Here is a 13,607-nt window from a genome sequence, read left to right as displayed (position 1 = left end):
TGGATGATTATCCATGCGGAAGATTGTCTTCGATCTCGATGTCCTGCGCAGCTTCGTCACCGGCATCGAGCTCGGCAGCTATGCCAGGGCAGCAGATCGGCTCGGACGCTCGACTTCTGCCATCAGTGCCCAGCTCAAGAAGCTGGAGGAGCAGGCGGGCACGCCGATCTTCCGCAAGGCGGGCCGGGGACTGGCGCTGACGGAGGCCGGCGAGACCATGCTTGGCTATGCGCGGCGGCTGCTGGACCTGAACGACGAGGCGGCCACGGCACTGCACGGGACGGAGCTGGAAGGTTGGGTGCGCCTCGGCTTGCAGGAGGATTTCGGCGAGACGCTGCTGCCCGAGGTGCTGGGGCGTTTTGCGCGTGCGCATCCCAAGGTGCGCATTGAGGCGCGTGTGGTGCGCAATGTGGAGCTTGTGGAGCGTGTGACATCTGGCAAGCTCGATCTGGCGCTTGCCTGGAGCGATGGCTTCCGCACGGCCCATTGCGATCGGGTCGCCGAAGTGCCGCTCTGCTGGGTCGGCCCGGCGAGCGGTGCGATGCATTGGCATGCCGATTGGGGCGAAAGCATGCCTCTGGCCTCGCTCGAAGCTCCATGCCTGCTGCGCGACATCGCCACGAAGACGCTCGATCGCGCCGGCATCGGCTGGCGGATATCCTTTGTCAGCCCGAGTCTTGGAGGGCTTTGGGCGGCGACGGCGGCAGGCCTCGGTCTGGCGCTGCGCACGCCGCTCGGCCTTCCGCCGAAGGTGCGGCAACTGGCGCCGGGTGAGGCCGGTCTGCCGGCTTTGCCGAAACTCGATCTCGTGCTGCACCGCGCCGAAGCGGAAGCAAGTCCGGCGACGGAACGATTGGCATCCATCATCCTGCAGGCGGTTCGGCAGACGGTCGAGGCCGTGCCGCAGAGCCGGATATTCGAGGATACGCGTGGCTATGATGTGGTGATGGCCTGAGACACGGCGCTGCTCGGCTGCGGAGCTTCCCCCGTCAGGCTGGCGATGCGTATTTCAGCCTGCGCAGCCAGCTCATACAGGTCACGCGGCTGGCCTGCCAGCCGTTCCATGGCGGCGATCGCCACATCCGTCGTCACATAATCCGGCTTGTGGCCGAGATTGCGGATGGTGACGAGCTCTGCGTCTGCGATGTCCCGGGCGAGCCCGCGCGAATGCAGTTCCTCCAGCACGACCTCGTCGCTATCGCCGGTGATGATCACGGTGGGCGCCTTGATCTCGCTGTAGCGCGGCGCATGGGCGGAGACGTAGGCAAAGAGATTGACCACGTCGATCGCGTTGTTGCGGAAGGTCTGCGGCCGCAGCACCAGCTCCGGCGCCGTCTTCATGATATAGTCCGCCGGTCTCGCATTCGGGCGGAAGATGCTGAGCGTGCCGGTCTCGACCCTACGCAGGCCGATCGGAATTACGAAGAGCTGGGTGAAGAGCCAACCGAAGACGGGCGTGGCGGCAAGCGTGTAGTACCAATCGACACCGCCCGGCCAAGGGTGAGTCGCCGGAGCAAGGAAAAGCAGGCCCTCGGTCTTTTCGGGGTGGCGCATGCCGAAGGCCGCGGCGATCGCGCCGCCGAAGGAGTGTCCAATGATGATGGCGCTCTTAATGCCGCGTTTCTCCATCAGTCTGGCGATAGCATCGGCCTGGCCCGAGGGTAGGGCGTTTTCGGCACTTCCGCGCTCGGAGTAACCGTGGCCGGGACGGTCGACGAACAGCATTTCGGCACGGCCACTCAAAGGCGCCGCAAAAGCTTCGAACTGATCGCGCAGATTGCCGCTGGCGCCATGGATGAAGACGAGCGCCGGCAAATCCGCTGTTTTCGGGCGTGGCAGATGTACGGCATTGAGGCGGTAGCCGCCGATATCGGTAAGTTCGCCGATATTGGGGTAGGCCTGCTCGATGGCGCGGGACTTGTAGGCGGAAAAACCCGCGGCGACGACGACGAGCAAAACAATGGCGACGAGCAGAAAATCGGTCATTTCGGCACGGATCAAATATCTTGAGCCACTAATCTAGCGCGTTGTTTCGCCTTTTCATCCCTTCCGGCGACTTTTCAGTGACAGGGAGAAGCCGGCGTTTCAGAAATATCAGGTCCGGCTGCCGGCAATCTTTTCCGAAAGCTTGCTTGCTTCTTCCTGGGCTGATCGATTCGCCGGATAGATTTCAAGGAAGCGCTCCCAAGCCTTGAGGGCGAGGGCATCGTTGCCGCGTTCGGTCAGCATGGCCGCCATGCCCGCCAGCGCCCCGAAATGGCGCGGCTCTATCCGCAGGACCTGATTGATGTCCTCCATCGATTTGCGATAGTCGCCGATGGCGAAGTTGAGAGTCGCGCGCCGATTCCATCCTTCCACGTAATCGGGCTTCAGGGAGATCACCTGATCCAGATAGTCCATGGCTGCGGTATTGCGCTTGTCCTGAATGGCCTTGTCGGCCCATTGCATCAGGAGATTGACGGTGGCGCTGCCGGAATCGTTGAACTCGGCATTGATCTGCTCGGCGATAAGGTTTGCCTGATCGGGATCGCGTTGCCGCTTCAGCGCCATGAACAGATTGTCGAGCTGCTGCTTGGGCGACAGGCTGCCGGAGGAAACGCCGGGATTCTGCTTTTCCACAACGTTCGGTTCATCGGCCAGCACCGCATGAGGCGCAGAGGCGGTCAGGGCAAGCAGAATCGGCAGGGCTAGATATGACAAAGCAAAAACGCGCATGGCGGGCATAGTAGCCCGCCAATGTCGAAGATCAAAACAAATTTGATGCGATCAATTAAAACTGAGGCTCGATCCATAGGATCCGAGCCGCGCGCTCTATCAGCCCTGACGAGCCTTGTAGCGCGGGTTCAGCTTGTTGATGATGTAGATGCGGCCCTTGCGGCGGACGAGACGGTTGTCACGGTGGCGCGCCTTGAGCGACTTGAGCGAATTCTTGATCTTCATTTTTCTGATCCGCGATCTCTGAGGGGGAATGTCACATTCGCCCGGGTCTTTAACAATCAAAAGCGCGCTCAGGGCGCGCTCTTTAGGGTGGGGAGCAAATACCCTGTCATACCGGCTCTGTCAACCATGTCAGGGGCTTTTTCCCGCTGCTCTCAGCGCAGAAGCTGTGTAACATGGCCCATCTTGCGGCCCGGCCGTGCTTCGGTCTTGCCGTAAAGATGCACCAGCGTGTCGTCAAGCCGCAGCCATTCTGGCAGCGCCAGGATGTCGTCGCCGATCAGATTGGTCATGACACAATCCGAATGGCGGTCAGGCTTTCCAAGCGGCAGGCCGGCGACGGCGCGGATATGCTGCTCGAATTGCGAGATGACGCAAGCGGCTTCCGTCCAGTGGCCGGAATTATGGACGCGCGGCGCCATTTCATTGGCGATCAGGCTGCCATCGGCAAGCACGAAGAACTCGATGCCGATGACGCCGACATAGCCGAGCGCGGTCAATATCTTTTCCGCGGCCGCTCGGGCTGCGGCAGCCGTCTGCTCCGAAATGCCCGCCGGCAGCGTCGAAGTGTGGAGAATGCCGTTGCGATGGACGTTCTCGGCCGGATCGTAGCAGGCGACAGTTCCATCGATGCCGCGCGCGCCAATGATGGAAATCTCGCGCTCGAAGGACACGAAACTTTCCAGAATCAGCGGCACGCTGCCCAATGCCGCATAGCCGCCTTCAGGGCTGTCGGCGATGGAGCGATAGACGCGCTGGCCCTTGCCGTCGTAACCCAGGCGGCGGGTTTTCAGCACGCCCTGGCCGCCGAAATCGGCGAGAGCCTTTTCGAGATCGGCCTGGCTGCCGACGGCGTGGAAACGAGCCGTTGGGATGCCGCAGCCGTTGATGAAGCTCTTTTCGGTCAGCCGGTCCTGCGCCATCTCCAGCGCTTTCGGCGGCGGATAGACGGTGACCTGCGCGGCAAGCTCTTCGGCGGCCGCAACGGGCACGTTTTCGAACTCGTAGGTGACGACGTCGCAACGCTTTGCCAGCTCGGCAAGAGCGGTCGTGTCGTCATAGGCGGCGACAATCTGCTCGTTGGCAACATGGGCTGCGGGACAGTCGGTCTGCGGCTCGAGGACGACCGTGCGGAAATTCAGGCGTGCGGCCGCCATGGCCAGCATGCGGCCAAGCTGGCCGCCGCCGATGATGCCGATCGTCTTGTTCATAGGTCGTCCATCGGATATTCGGCGACTGCCGCGCTCTGGCGGGCACGCCATTCGTCGAGGCGGTCGGCAATCTCTTCATCGCCAAGGGCGAGGACGGCGGCGGCAAGAAGGGCGGCATTGACCGCGCCGGCCTTGCCGATTGCGAGTGTGCCCACAGGAATGCCAGCCGGCATCTGTACGATGGAGAGGAGACTGTCCTGACCGGAGAGGGCACGGGATTGCACGGGCACGCCGAAAACAGGCAGAGGCGTCATGGATGCCGCCATGCCCGGCAGGTGCGCTGCGCCGCCGGCGCCGGCGATGATGACTTTGAAGCCTTCGTCCTTTGCGCCTTTGGCGAAGCTCACCAGCCTGTCCGGCGTGCGGTGCGCCGAAATGATGCGCGCATCATAGGTGATCTCGAGCGCTTCCAAAGTGTCCGCGGCATTTTTCATGGTCTCCCAGTCGGACTGGCTTCCCATGATGATGGCGACAGGCGGTCTTTCGGTCATCATCGTTGCGTTAAGCTCCTCAGGCAATGATATCGGGGATGATCTGATCTTCCAGCTTGGTCAGCTTGTCCTTGATGACGAGCTTCTTCTTCTTCATGCGCTGGATACGGAGGGCATCGCAGCCCGTCTCGATCATGGCATTGATTGCGGCATCATAATCCTCGTGTTCCTGGCGCAGCCGCGCCACGATCAGCCTGATTTCTGCCTGTTCCTGATCGGCCATGTTCATTTCCCCAGCATATCGCGGAATCGTATTCGTTCCGCCTCCTGAATCCCGCAAGCTCCTATCACCAAAAGGCGACAACGGGAAGTTATCCTTCTTCACGAATTTGCCGCCTATGGGCCACGTTTTCGCCTTCGACAAAGGCCCGATATTATGGCACAGTGGCAAGGTTGACACCTAGAGCCTTGGCGAATGGATGGTCAGGGCTCTTAAAGAGGAAGGAAGGGTCATATGACTGTTCAAGCTCATCTTGAATCGCTCGAAAAGAAACATGTCGCGCTCGAGGAGGCGCTTCATCTGGCAATGTCATCTCCCTCTAGCAATGATACGGAAATAGCCGACATCAAACGCAGGAAACTGCGGGTCAAGGACGAAATCCAACGTCTGCGTTCCTCGGTCCACTGAGGCAACGGCTCCAAAGTTCAAAAAGCCATCGATCTTGGGAGCAAGAGAGGCAGATCGAAAGGTCTCGAGGCAATTCCCCAGCCAGGATCGAAGAGCATTTCCGCCAAAACGGATGCGCCAGCTTCATAGCGTCGGAGGTAGGGTTGGCGCAATTTTCCTGAAACGACGTCTTCAGGACCAGAACTGATCCAGCCACAAATTCAGCTTGTCGAAGCCGCGGCTGTTCACCGCGTATATGCGCTTCGTGCCTTCATTGGTAACGGAAACGAGGTTGCTGTCGAGCAGCGCCTTCAGATGCTGCGAGACGGCCGGGCGGCTGATCGGCAGGCCCAGCGCCAGTTCGTTGACCGTCTTGGGTGCGCGGCGCAATTCCTCCAGCAGATGACGCCGGTTCGGGTCCGCGATGGCTGCGAAAGGGTCCATGGTCGACATGGCGGAAAGCTACGTCAAACACCCAATGGCGGCAAGTTAATTGTGCGCTGCATGATATATTGTGAGGATGGTCGTCTGCGAAGGTTCGCGCCGCGGCCGTCCTCCGCCGCGAACTGCCGGTTTCGGTCACTGCCCCTTGTCAGAGAGAGCTAACGGATTTACTCACGATTATCGAACCGGTGCGCCATCGCTGACGATGGAAGCCGAAACCATGGAAGCTCGCATGACCGTGCCCGAAGATCGTTGCCGCCTCGTTCTCATCGTTCCCGACATCGCCGATATCGAGCAGCAGGCGAAGGCGGTTGCCGATGCGCTCAGGGGCGGGGACGTCGCGTCGGTGATCATTCCCCAGTATGGGCTCGATGACAGCACCTTCCAGAAACATGCGGAAAAGCTGGTGCCGGCCATTCAGGCCGCGGGTGCCGCAGCGCTCATTGCCGGCGACAGCCGCGTGGCGGGCCGCGCCAAGGCCGATGGGCTGCATATCGCGGGCAATATCGCCGAGCTGACCGAAGCTGTCGAGAAATTCGTGCCGAAGCTGATCGTCGGCGGCGGCAGTGCCACCGACCGGCATAGCGCGCTGGAGATCGGCGAGCTGCGGCCGGACTATATTTTTTTCGGCAAGCTCGATGGCGACATCAAGCCCGAGGCGCATCCGAAAAATCTGGCGCTCGGCGAATGGTGGGCCTCGATGATCGAAATTCCCTGCATCGTCATGGGCGGCACCGATCCGAAGTCTGTGCTCGAAGTGGCCCTGACGGGTGCGGAGTTCGTAGCATTGCATAAGGCTGTCTTTGCCGATCCTGCCGGGGCCCCGTCGATCGTTGCGGAAGTGAATGCGCTTCTGGACGAAAAAGCGCCACGGTTTGAGGATTGATAGCGATTCATGTCGTCAACGCCTCGATTCCGCCATCGATCCCTTCTTGCCGTGCTTGCCGCCGGGCTTGCAGCATTTCCATTGCTGGCCGCAGCGCAATCGGGCAATGGCGATCCATCGTTGCCGGGCGTTTCTCAGCCGGCGGACAAGGGCGCGCGGCCGGATGACAGCGCGCAATCCGGCGATGAATCGGCCGTGCCGGACGCTCCACCGCGCAACGAAAGCATCGTGACGCGGCCGCTGGGCACCGATGCAAGCACTTTCAAGAACGAGAAGATCCAGCCGGGCGCCGAGCCTAAGGCCGACGGCGACATCAAGCCTTCCCAAGGCGTCGGCGTCTTCGAGCGCATGGGGGCGAGGCTGCCCGATCTGCCGCCGGAAAAGCCCTACGCGGGCAAGGCGGACGACGCCTATGGCGCCTTCCAGCGCGGCTATTACCTGACCGCTTTTCAACGAGCCCTGCCAAGGGCGCAGCTCGGGGATCCTGCCGCGCAGACGCTCATTGCCGAGCTGATGTCGCAGGGGCTCGGCGTCAAGCGCGATACCAAGGATGCCGCGTTCTGGTACAGCAAGGCAGCCGAGGGTGGCGACGCCACTTCGATGTTCAAATATGCGCTGATCCTGATGGAGGGGCACGACGTGCCCCGCGACCAGAAAAAGGCGGATGACTGGATGAAGAAGGCGGCCGAAGCCGGTCAGCCATCCGCCGAATTCAACGTGGCGCAGATGCTGACCGCGGCAAACCCCGGTCTGAAGGGCCTGCAGATGGCGCTTCCCTACTATGAAAAATCTGCCGAGCAGGGCATCGCCGACGCGCAATATGCGGTTTCGCAGCTCTATCTCAATCTTCCCGACCTGCCGCCGGAAAAGAAGGCGCGTGCCCGCGAGTGGCTGTCGCGCGCCGCCAATGCCGGTTTCGATACCGCGCAGCTTGACATGGGCATCTGGCTTATCAACGGCACGGGCGGCAAGCAGGACCTCGAAAACGGCTTCAACTGGATGCGCGTCGCCGCCTATCGCGGCAACGTCGTTGCGCAGAACAAGCTGGCGCATCTCTACATCAACGCCATCGGCACGAAGCAGGATCCGGTGGCTGCTGCCACCTGGTACGTCATTTCCCGCCGCGCCGGCCTGAAGGATCCCGAGCTCGAGGATTTCTATCAGGGTATCGAGGATTATCAGCAGAAGGCGGCCATCGAGGCGGCCAACAAATATCGGCGCGCGCAGTAGCGGCGAGGTGAAATCCGACCGGCTCGGAGCCGATATGAGGCCAGTTTGCATGTGCAGTGGCCTCACCACTTGAAATTCACTCGATTTTATGGTCTTGAGGCCGCCAATCTTTTATTTCCGCTGACGCTCCCGCTTAGTCGGGGCCTGCTTTTAGGCCCGGTCAGCGCTTTCTGCATTATCCAAGGAAACCCGATGGCCCGTTCTGCTCTTCTCAATGTCATGGTTCAGGCTGCCCTCAAGGCAGGCAAGTCGCTCAGCCGCGATTTCGGCGAAGTGCAGAACCTGCAGGTGTCGGTGAAGGGACCGGGCGATTTCGTGAGCCAGGCGGATCTGAAGGCGCAGAAGATCATCCGCGACGAGCTGCTGAAGGCACGTCCCACTTACGGTTTCCTCGGTGAGGAAGGCGAAGAGGTCAAGGGCACGGATGGCGCTCATCGCTGGATCGTCGACCCGCTCGATGGCACCACGAACTTCCTGCACGGCATTCCGATGTTTGCCGTTTCGATCGCTCTGGAACGCAACGACGAGATCGTCGCCGGCGTCATCTTCAATCCGGCGACCGACGAACTCTACACGACCGAACGCGGTGGCGGCGCTTTCCTCAATGACCGCCGCCTGCGCGTGGCCTCGCGCCGCGTGCTGTCGGACAGCGTCATCGGCTGCGGCGTTCCGCATCTCGGCCGCGGCAATCACGGCAAATTCCTGGTCGAGCTGCGCCATGTCATGGGCGAAGTCGCCGGTGTCCGCCGTCTCGGCTCCGCATCGCTCGATCTTGCCTATGTAGCGGCGGGCCGTTTCGACGGCTTCTGGGAAACCGGCCTGTCTCCCTGGGACATCGCAGCCGGCATTCTGCTGATCCGCGAGGCCGGCGGATTCGTTTCGGATTTCCATGGCGGCACCGACATGCTCGGAACGAATTCGATCATCTGCGGCAACGAGCATATCCAGAAGGCGCTCGCCGAAGTGGTCAAGCGTCCGATCCCGACGAAATAGATCAGGCTTCGGCTGCCTTTCATGCGATAAAACAGTCTGTTGCCAACGGGCTGTTTTGTGCTTTCCGTCTCTTCAATTCGGCACAATGTTGCTCTAGTCTCCGCCTGCGGAAAATGCGGTGGCGGAGCGTGTGATGGAAAATGTAAATTTGTCGGATCTCGGATCGACCGACAACATATCGGGAAATTACACCTACAAGCTCTCAAGCCCGATGGCCTTCTTCTGGACGATGGTTCTTTTCCTCGTCATCGTCGGTTTCATCGTGGCCATCCTTTTCCGTCAGGCCCAGGTCGCCTTCCTGCACAATCCTGGCCTCAACGGCCTGATCGTCGGCGTGCTGGCCGTCGGCATCCTGCTTGTCTTCAATCATGTGCTGATGCTGAGGCCGGAGGTTCGCTGGTTCAATCACTTCCGCGCCGTCGGCAATGCGGACAAGGTCGGCCGCAATCCGCGGCTTCTGGCGCCGATGCGGGCGCTGCTGGGCAACCGCCGTGCGATGCAGCTTTCCACGGCGACGCTGCGATCCATTCTCGATTCGATCGCCACGCGCCTCGACGAATCCCGCGATACCTCGCGCTATCTCATCGGCCTGCTTGTCTTTCTCGGCCTGCTCGGCACTTTCTGGGGCCTGATCGGCACGATCGGCTCGATCAACGACGTCATTCAAGGCCTCGATGCCGGCAGCGGCGATACAGGCGATATTCTGAGCGCCCTGAAGACGGGCCTCTCCGGCCCGCTGGTCGGCATGGGCACGGCGTTTTCGTCTTCGCTGCTCGGTCTTTCCGGCTCCCTGATCCTCGGCTTTCTCGACCTGCAGGCCGGCCGCGCGCAGAACCGCTTCTATACCGAACTCGAAAACTGGCTTTCCTCGGTGACGGACGTCGGCTCCGACATCGCCCCGGTCATTGAAGGCACCACGGGCGCTTCTTCCGAGGACGTACGGGCGCTGTCGGACTATCTGCGCAAGATCGCCGACGAAGGGGGCGGCCAGCGCTCGGTGACGGCCATGGCTAATCTTGCCGAGGGCATTCAGGGCCTGGTCAAGAATATGCGCAACGAACAGCAGATGCTGCGCGACTGGATCGAGGCACAGCAGGAAGAGGCGAAATCGATGCGCCGCACGCTCGATCGCCTCGCCGACCGTATCGGCCATATCGAGAAGACCGGGAGCAAGTAGGCCATGGCGCTCGCCCGCAACCGACGCCACCAGAGAAGCGTCGACTACTGGCCCGGCTTCGTCGATGCGCTGTCCACGCTGCTGATGGCCATCATGTTCCTGCTGACGGTCTTCGTCGTCGGCCAGTTCATCCTCAGCCGCGAGATTTCCGGCCGTGACGAGGTGCTCAACCGCCTCAATAGCCGCATCAACGATCTGGTGCAGCAACTGGCGCTGGAAAAGAGCGGCAAGCAGGATCTGGAGGATGCCGTCGCCAATCTGCAGGCATCACTTTCCTCGGCCGAGAGCGAGCGCTCGCGGCTGCAGACACTGCTCGCCGCCGGGTCCGGCAACAGCCAGGCGGCCGAACAGCGTGCCGGCTCCCTTTCGCAGGAACTCGATGCACAGAAGCAGGTGAGCGCGCGGGCGCTCAGCCAGGTCGATCTCCTCAATCAGCAGATCGCCGCCCTGCGCAGCCAGATCGCCGCCGTGGAGGCCGCACTTCAGGCATCCGAGGCCAAGGACCAGTCATCGCAGGTGAAGATTGCCGATCTCGGGCGGCGGCTGAACGTGGCGTTGGCGCAGCGTGTCCAGGAGCTGAACCGCTATCGTTCCGACTTCTTCGGCCGCTTGCGCGAAATCCTTTCCGACCGTGACAATATCCGCATTGTCGGCGACCGTTTCGTGTTCCAGTCCGAGGTGCTGTTCCCATCCGGCGCTGCCGATCTCAATCCGGCAGGACAGGCGGAGATGACGAAGCTTGCCGCAGCTCTTATCGACCTCGCCAAGGAAATTCCGCCTGAAATCAATTGGGTGCTGCGCGTCGACGGCCATACGGACAATGTGCCGCTTTCGGGCACCGGCCGCTACCCGGATAACTGGGCGCTATCGTCCGCGCGCGCCATCGCCGTCGTCAAGTTCCTGATCTCGCAGGGCGTTCCGGCCGACAGGCTTGTCGCTGCCGGCTTCGGCGAATTCCAGCCGATCGCCCCCGGCGATACGCCGGATGCGCGCGCTACCAACCGCCGCATCGAGCTGAAGCTGACGGAAAAATAATCGGTCAGCCGTTCCTTGGCGAAATGGCCTCGAGGCGCTGCAGCAGAAATTGCCGCACCGCCTCGCTGCTGCTTAGCCCGATCGCCGAGCGATAGGCGGAGGCGGCCTTCTCCATATCGCCGGATTCGGCAAGCAGATGCGCGCGCACGGCCCAATAGGGCTGATAGCTTGCAATATCGCGCTCGGCCATCCGGTCCAGCAAATCCAGCCCGGCGCTCGCGCCGCGGACTTTGCCGATCACCGCGGCCTGACTGATGCGCGCGCCGGTCGTCGGCTCCATCATCATCAGTGCCTCGTAGAGCTTGGCGAGAGCCTGCCAATCGGTCGCGCCGGAGCGTCGCCGGTCGGCATGCACGGACTGGATAGCCGCCTGGCACTGGAACGGACCGAAACGCCCGAATGCACCGGCCTTTCGCAACAGATTGTCGGCCTCCGCGATCATTTCGGCATCCCAGAGGGCCATTTCCTGCTGGTCGAGCGAGACATACCGTCCATTCGCATCGCGCCGCGCTTCACGGCGGGATTGGCTGTAGAGCATCAGCGACAGCAAGCCCGCCGCCTCCGGCTCCTGCGGCAAGGTCGCAAGCAGAGTGCGGCCGAGCCAGATGGCCTCCTCCGCAAGAGATCCTTGTTTGCCGATCTCTCCGTCTACCCCATCCCAGCCGAGGCCATAGGCGGCATATATCGCCGAGAGCACGCTTTCCAATCGGTCCGGCAAAACGGACCGCTCCGGAACGATAAAAGGAATATGTGCGTCGCGGATCTTGATTTTTGCCCGCACCAGCCGCTGGCTCATGGCTTGCGGCGAAACGAGGAATGCCTTGGCTATGGTGGCGGCATCGACGGCCAGTACGGATTGCAGCATCAGCGGCGTGTGAGCCGAGCGATCCAGGGCCGGATGGGCGCAGACGAAGAGGAGCTTCAGGCGCTCGTCCGGAAAGGGGGAATTGTCGGCATTCATGCGCTCCTCCGCTTCTTCGAAGGCCATCATGATCCTGTCGCGCGCTCCGACCCTGACATTTTCGTGCCTGACCCGGCGAAGGAGGTTGCGCTTGGCCACAACCAGCAGCCAGGCTTCCGGATTGTCGGGGATGCCGCGTTCCGGCCAGGTACTCAACGCTGCCGCGATCGCATCGGACAAAGCATCCTCGGCCGCCGGCACGTCGCGGAAGCGCGCGGCGAGAAAAGCAACCAGCTTGCCGTAGGATTGACGCGCCGCTTGCTCGGCAGCGCGTCGGGCATCCAATGTCATGATGGTTACATCTGCAATCGCGGCCGTATTTCGACCGAGCCTTGCTGGGAGATCGGTATGCGCAAGGCCCATTCCAGCGCGGCATCGAGATCCGGCACGTCGATCAGAAAAAAGCCGCCAAGCTGCTCCTTACCATCGGGGAAGGGACCGTCCTTGACCTCATGGTCCTCGCCTTGGCGACGGACGACTGTCGCCGTCTCCGGCGCGGTCAATCCCGCGCCCCCTGTCATGATGCCGGCCTGCGCAAGGGCCTGGGTATAGGCAATCCAGCCGTTCTTATAGGTCGGATCGGCGCGACGCTCGAAATCCTCGGCTGATTCACGGATGATCAAAGCATATTGCATGAGATAAGTCTCCCATTTACAGTTTTGACGATGGCCGGACGGTGTGCCCTGCAAAGCTGATTGCCGGACTATACAACACCGCAGGCAAAACGGCTTCCTGCCGTTTCGATAGAATGAGCCGCGTGCCGGGACGAATTCGACACTCGCGAAAAGATTTTTTGAAACTCGTCGCCAAAAATCGAAACGGCCGGCGTGCCCGATGGGCAGCCGGCCGTAAGTGGCTTTGCAGCGAATGCGTGACGCGAGATATTATGCGGTTGCGACGGTCTGATCGTCGATGACAGCGCCGCCGACATGGGCCTTGATCGACTCGATAGCATGCAGGGCGGAGGCTTTCGCCTTGTAGCCTTCGGAACCGAACATGGTTTCGCCGTTCGAAGCTTTGAAGCGGAAGCGAAACTCGCCGGCCTTGTCCTTGTAGACTTCAAATTTATACATGGTTCTCGTCTCCTAGAATCGCGTCAGCGCGAGATGGCGTTGAAAACCTAGCTCAAATTCCAGACTATTTCCACAGAGTTGTATTTGGTGCGATTTACGCGGTTATCGCTATCTGGCGATGAGCATGTGCTCCTCGATGCCTGCATCGAACTGCAGGCGCGCAAGCTTGGCGTAGATGCCGCCGTGGCGGATCAGGCTCTGATGCGTGCCTTCCTCGACGATGCGGCCCTGATCAAGCACCAGAATGCGATCGGCTTTCAGAACGGTCGCCAGACGATGGGCGATCACGAGGGTCGTGCGTCCCTCCATCAGACCCTCCAGCGCCTTCTGCACCAGGGTCTCGCTCTCGGCATCGAGGGCTGAGGTCGCCTCGTCGAGCAGGAGGATCGGCGCATTCTTCAGGATGGCGCGTGCAATGGCGACACGCTGGCGCTGGCCGCCGGAAAGAGTGACGCCCCGCTCGCCGACCTCGGTATCGTATCCATGCTCCAGGCGCGAGATGAACTCATCCGCTTGCGCAGCGGCCGCGGCGGCACAGACTTCCTCGCGAGAGGCGTCCGGG

At 61.5% G+C, this 13,607-nt stretch carries 18 protein-coding genes; 7 read left to right on the top strand and 11 right to left on the bottom strand.

Annotated elements, in window-relative coordinates:
• The first annotated feature begins 13 nt into the window (after positions 1-13).
• Positions 14-955, top strand: coding sequence for a LysR substrate-binding domain-containing protein (locus tag Q4Q11_RS18155; RefSeq protein ID WP_113337324.1), 942 nt, complete (start codon positions 14-16; stop codon positions 953-955).
• On the opposite strand, the gene Q4Q11_RS18150 is transcribed toward Q4Q11_RS18155, so the two are convergent.
• The 6 genes from Q4Q11_RS18150 to Q4Q11_RS18125 all read right to left on the bottom strand — a co-directional run bounded on the left by Q4Q11_RS18150 (position 934) and on the right by Q4Q11_RS18125 (position 4,862).
• The gene (locus Q4Q11_RS18150) at positions 934-1,986 is read right to left on the bottom strand and encodes an alpha/beta fold hydrolase (protein ID WP_113213658.1); all 1,053 of its coding nucleotides are present in this window, start codon (positions 1,984-1,986) and stop codon (positions 934-936) included. The two genes, Q4Q11_RS18155 and Q4Q11_RS18150, sit on opposite strands and share 22 nt — an antisense overlap.
• Positions 1,987-2,094: 108 nt before the next feature.
• Positions 2,095-2,724 carry a hypothetical protein gene (locus Q4Q11_RS18145; protein WP_498570376.1) on the bottom strand — a complete coding sequence of 210 codons (630 nt, stop codon included), beginning with the start codon at positions 2,722-2,724 and terminating at the stop codon, positions 2,095-2,097.
• A gap of 90 nt (positions 2,725-2,814) precedes the next feature.
• Positions 2,815-2,940: a type B 50S ribosomal protein L36 gene (gene ykgO, locus Q4Q11_RS18140; RefSeq protein ID WP_003582204.1), complete on the bottom strand. Its 126-nt coding sequence runs from the start codon at positions 2,938-2,940 to the stop codon at positions 2,815-2,817.
• A 152-nt stretch (positions 2,941-3,092) separates the two neighbouring features.
• Positions 3,093-4,148, bottom strand: coding sequence for a 5-(carboxyamino)imidazole ribonucleotide synthase (locus Q4Q11_RS18135; RefSeq protein ID WP_112503096.1), 1,056 nt, complete (start codon positions 4,146-4,148; stop codon positions 3,093-3,095).
• Positions 4,145-4,639, bottom strand: a complete 495-nt coding sequence (gene purE / locus Q4Q11_RS18130) for a 5-(carboxyamino)imidazole ribonucleotide mutase (RefSeq protein WP_037196597.1) — start codon at positions 4,637-4,639, stop codon at positions 4,145-4,147. The genes Q4Q11_RS18135 and purE overlap by 4 nt, the downstream gene beginning before the upstream one ends.
• A 19-nt stretch (positions 4,640-4,658) precedes the next feature.
• The gene (locus tag Q4Q11_RS18125; protein WP_015341042.1) at positions 4,659-4,862 is read right to left on the bottom strand and encodes a YdcH family protein; all 204 of its coding nucleotides are present in this window, start codon (positions 4,860-4,862) and stop codon (positions 4,659-4,661) included.
• Positions 4,863-5,093: 231 nt separating this feature from the next.
• Between Q4Q11_RS18125 and Q4Q11_RS18120 the strand changes: the two genes are divergently transcribed.
• Complete coding sequence (locus Q4Q11_RS18120) at positions 5,094-5,267, top strand: YdcH family protein (protein WP_047629072.1); 174 nt, start codon at positions 5,094-5,096, stop codon at positions 5,265-5,267.
• A 171-nt stretch (positions 5,268-5,438) separates the two neighbouring features.
• On the opposite strand, the gene Q4Q11_RS18115 is transcribed toward Q4Q11_RS18120, so the two are convergent.
• Positions 5,439-5,699 (bottom strand): metalloregulator ArsR/SmtB family transcription factor, encoded by a 261-nt coding sequence (locus Q4Q11_RS18115; protein WP_112503098.1) that lies wholly within the window; start codon positions 5,697-5,699, stop codon positions 5,439-5,441.
• Positions 5,700-5,922: 223 nt separating this feature from the next.
• Here Q4Q11_RS18115 and Q4Q11_RS18110 point away from each other — a divergent pair, with 223 nt between their 5' ends.
• The 5 genes from Q4Q11_RS18110 to Q4Q11_RS18090 all read left to right on the top strand — a co-directional run bounded on the left by Q4Q11_RS18110 (position 5,923) and on the right by Q4Q11_RS18090 (position 11,011).
• Positions 5,923-6,576, top strand: a complete 654-nt coding sequence (locus tag Q4Q11_RS18110) for a thiamine phosphate synthase (protein WP_498570375.1) — start codon at positions 5,923-5,925, stop codon at positions 6,574-6,576.
• Positions 6,577-6,585: 9 nt separating this feature from the next.
• Positions 6,586-7,806, top strand: a complete 1,221-nt coding sequence (locus Q4Q11_RS18105) for a tetratricopeptide repeat protein (protein ID WP_113337651.1) — start codon at positions 6,586-6,588, stop codon at positions 7,804-7,806.
• A gap of 192 nt (positions 7,807-7,998) precedes the next feature.
• Positions 7,999-8,799 carry an inositol monophosphatase family protein gene (locus Q4Q11_RS18100; protein ID WP_112503102.1) on the top strand — a complete coding sequence of 267 codons (801 nt, stop codon included), beginning with the start codon at positions 7,999-8,001 and terminating at the stop codon, positions 8,797-8,799.
• Positions 8,800-8,932: 133 nt separating this feature from the next.
• Positions 8,933-9,976, top strand: a complete 1,044-nt coding sequence (locus tag Q4Q11_RS18095) for a MotA/TolQ/ExbB proton channel family protein (RefSeq protein ID WP_112503104.1) — start codon at positions 8,933-8,935, stop codon at positions 9,974-9,976.
• A 3-nt stretch (positions 9,977-9,979) separates the two neighbouring features.
• Positions 9,980-11,011: a peptidoglycan -binding protein gene (locus Q4Q11_RS18090; protein WP_113213583.1), complete on the top strand. Its 1,032-nt coding sequence runs from the start codon at positions 9,980-9,982 to the stop codon at positions 11,009-11,011.
• A gap of 4 nt (positions 11,012-11,015) precedes the next feature.
• Here Q4Q11_RS18090 and Q4Q11_RS18085 read toward each other — a convergent pair whose 3' ends face one another.
• The 4 genes from Q4Q11_RS18085 to Q4Q11_RS18070 form a co-directional block, all read right to left on the bottom strand.
• Positions 11,016-12,263 carry an RNA polymerase sigma factor gene (locus tag Q4Q11_RS18085; protein ID WP_498570374.1) on the bottom strand — a complete coding sequence of 416 codons (1,248 nt, stop codon included), beginning with the start codon at positions 12,261-12,263 and terminating at the stop codon, positions 11,016-11,018.
• A 5-nt stretch (positions 12,264-12,268) separates the two neighbouring features.
• On the bottom strand, positions 12,269-12,607 hold the full coding sequence (locus Q4Q11_RS18080) for a YciI family protein (RefSeq protein WP_498570373.1): 339 nt from the start codon (positions 12,605-12,607) through the stop codon (positions 12,269-12,271).
• 249 nt (positions 12,608-12,856) lie between these two features.
• Entirely contained in the window at positions 12,857-13,045 is a 189-nt protein-coding gene (locus Q4Q11_RS18075; RefSeq protein WP_112503113.1) for a YegP family protein, read from the bottom strand.
• Between the two features lie 108 nt (positions 13,046-13,153).
• A partial coding sequence (locus Q4Q11_RS18070) for an ATP-binding cassette domain-containing protein (RefSeq protein WP_498570372.1) occupies positions 13,154-13,607 on the bottom strand: 454 nt, incomplete at its 5' end.

It is taken from the genome of Rhizobium sp. UFLA01-1127, assembly GCF_059803845.1.
The sequence above is the reverse complement of the archived record's forward strand: the minus strand, read 5'-3'. Positions and strand labels throughout refer to the sequence as shown.

What these genes read in the sequence shown, in the direction of transcription:
- Q4Q11_RS18155 (WP_113337324.1), top strand. Translation starts at nt 14, where the DNA reads ATGCGGAAGATTGTCTTCGATCTCGATGTCCTGCGCAGCTTCGTCACC.
- Q4Q11_RS18150 (WP_113213658.1), bottom strand. Translation starts at nt 1,986, where the DNA reads ATGACCGATTTTCTGCTCGTCGCCATTGTTTTGCTCGTCGTCGTCGCC.
- Q4Q11_RS18145 (WP_498570376.1), bottom strand. Translation starts at nt 2,724, where the DNA reads ATGCCCGCCATGCGCGTTTTTGCTTTGTCATATCTAGCCCTGCCGATT.
- ykgO (WP_003582204.1), bottom strand. Translation starts at nt 2,940, where the DNA reads ATGAAGATCAAGAATTCGCTCAAGTCGCTCAAGGCGCGCCACCGTGAC.
- Q4Q11_RS18135 (WP_112503096.1), bottom strand. Translation starts at nt 4,148, where the DNA reads ATGAACAAGACGATCGGCATCATCGGCGGCGGCCAGCTTGGCCGCATG.
- purE (WP_037196597.1), bottom strand. Translation starts at nt 4,639, where the DNA reads ATGACCGAAAGACCGCCTGTCGCCATCATCATGGGAAGCCAGTCCGAC.
- Q4Q11_RS18125 (WP_015341042.1), bottom strand. Translation starts at nt 4,862, where the DNA reads ATGGCCGATCAGGAACAGGCAGAAATCAGGCTGATCGTGGCGCGGCTG.
- Q4Q11_RS18120 (WP_047629072.1), top strand. Translation starts at nt 5,094, where the DNA reads ATGACTGTTCAAGCTCATCTTGAATCGCTCGAAAAGAAACATGTCGCG.
- Q4Q11_RS18115 (WP_112503098.1), bottom strand. Translation starts at nt 5,699, where the DNA reads ATGTCGACCATGGACCCTTTCGCAGCCATCGCGGACCCGAACCGGCGT.
- Q4Q11_RS18110 (WP_498570375.1), top strand. Translation starts at nt 5,923, where the DNA reads ATGACCGTGCCCGAAGATCGTTGCCGCCTCGTTCTCATCGTTCCCGAC.
- Q4Q11_RS18105 (WP_113337651.1), top strand. Translation starts at nt 6,586, where the DNA reads ATGTCGTCAACGCCTCGATTCCGCCATCGATCCCTTCTTGCCGTGCTT.
- Q4Q11_RS18100 (WP_112503102.1), top strand. Translation starts at nt 7,999, where the DNA reads ATGGCCCGTTCTGCTCTTCTCAATGTCATGGTTCAGGCTGCCCTCAAG.
- Q4Q11_RS18095 (WP_112503104.1), top strand. Translation starts at nt 8,933, where the DNA reads ATGGAAAATGTAAATTTGTCGGATCTCGGATCGACCGACAACATATCG.
- Q4Q11_RS18090 (WP_113213583.1), top strand. Translation starts at nt 9,980, where the DNA reads ATGGCGCTCGCCCGCAACCGACGCCACCAGAGAAGCGTCGACTACTGG.
- Q4Q11_RS18085 (WP_498570374.1), bottom strand. Translation starts at nt 12,263, where the DNA reads ATGACATTGGATGCCCGACGCGCTGCCGAGCAAGCGGCGCGTCAATCC.
- Q4Q11_RS18080 (WP_498570373.1), bottom strand. Translation starts at nt 12,607, where the DNA reads ATGCAATATGCTTTGATCATCCGTGAATCAGCCGAGGATTTCGAGCGT.
- Q4Q11_RS18075 (WP_112503113.1), bottom strand. Translation starts at nt 13,045, where the DNA reads ATGTATAAATTTGAAGTCTACAAGGACAAGGCCGGCGAGTTTCGCTTC.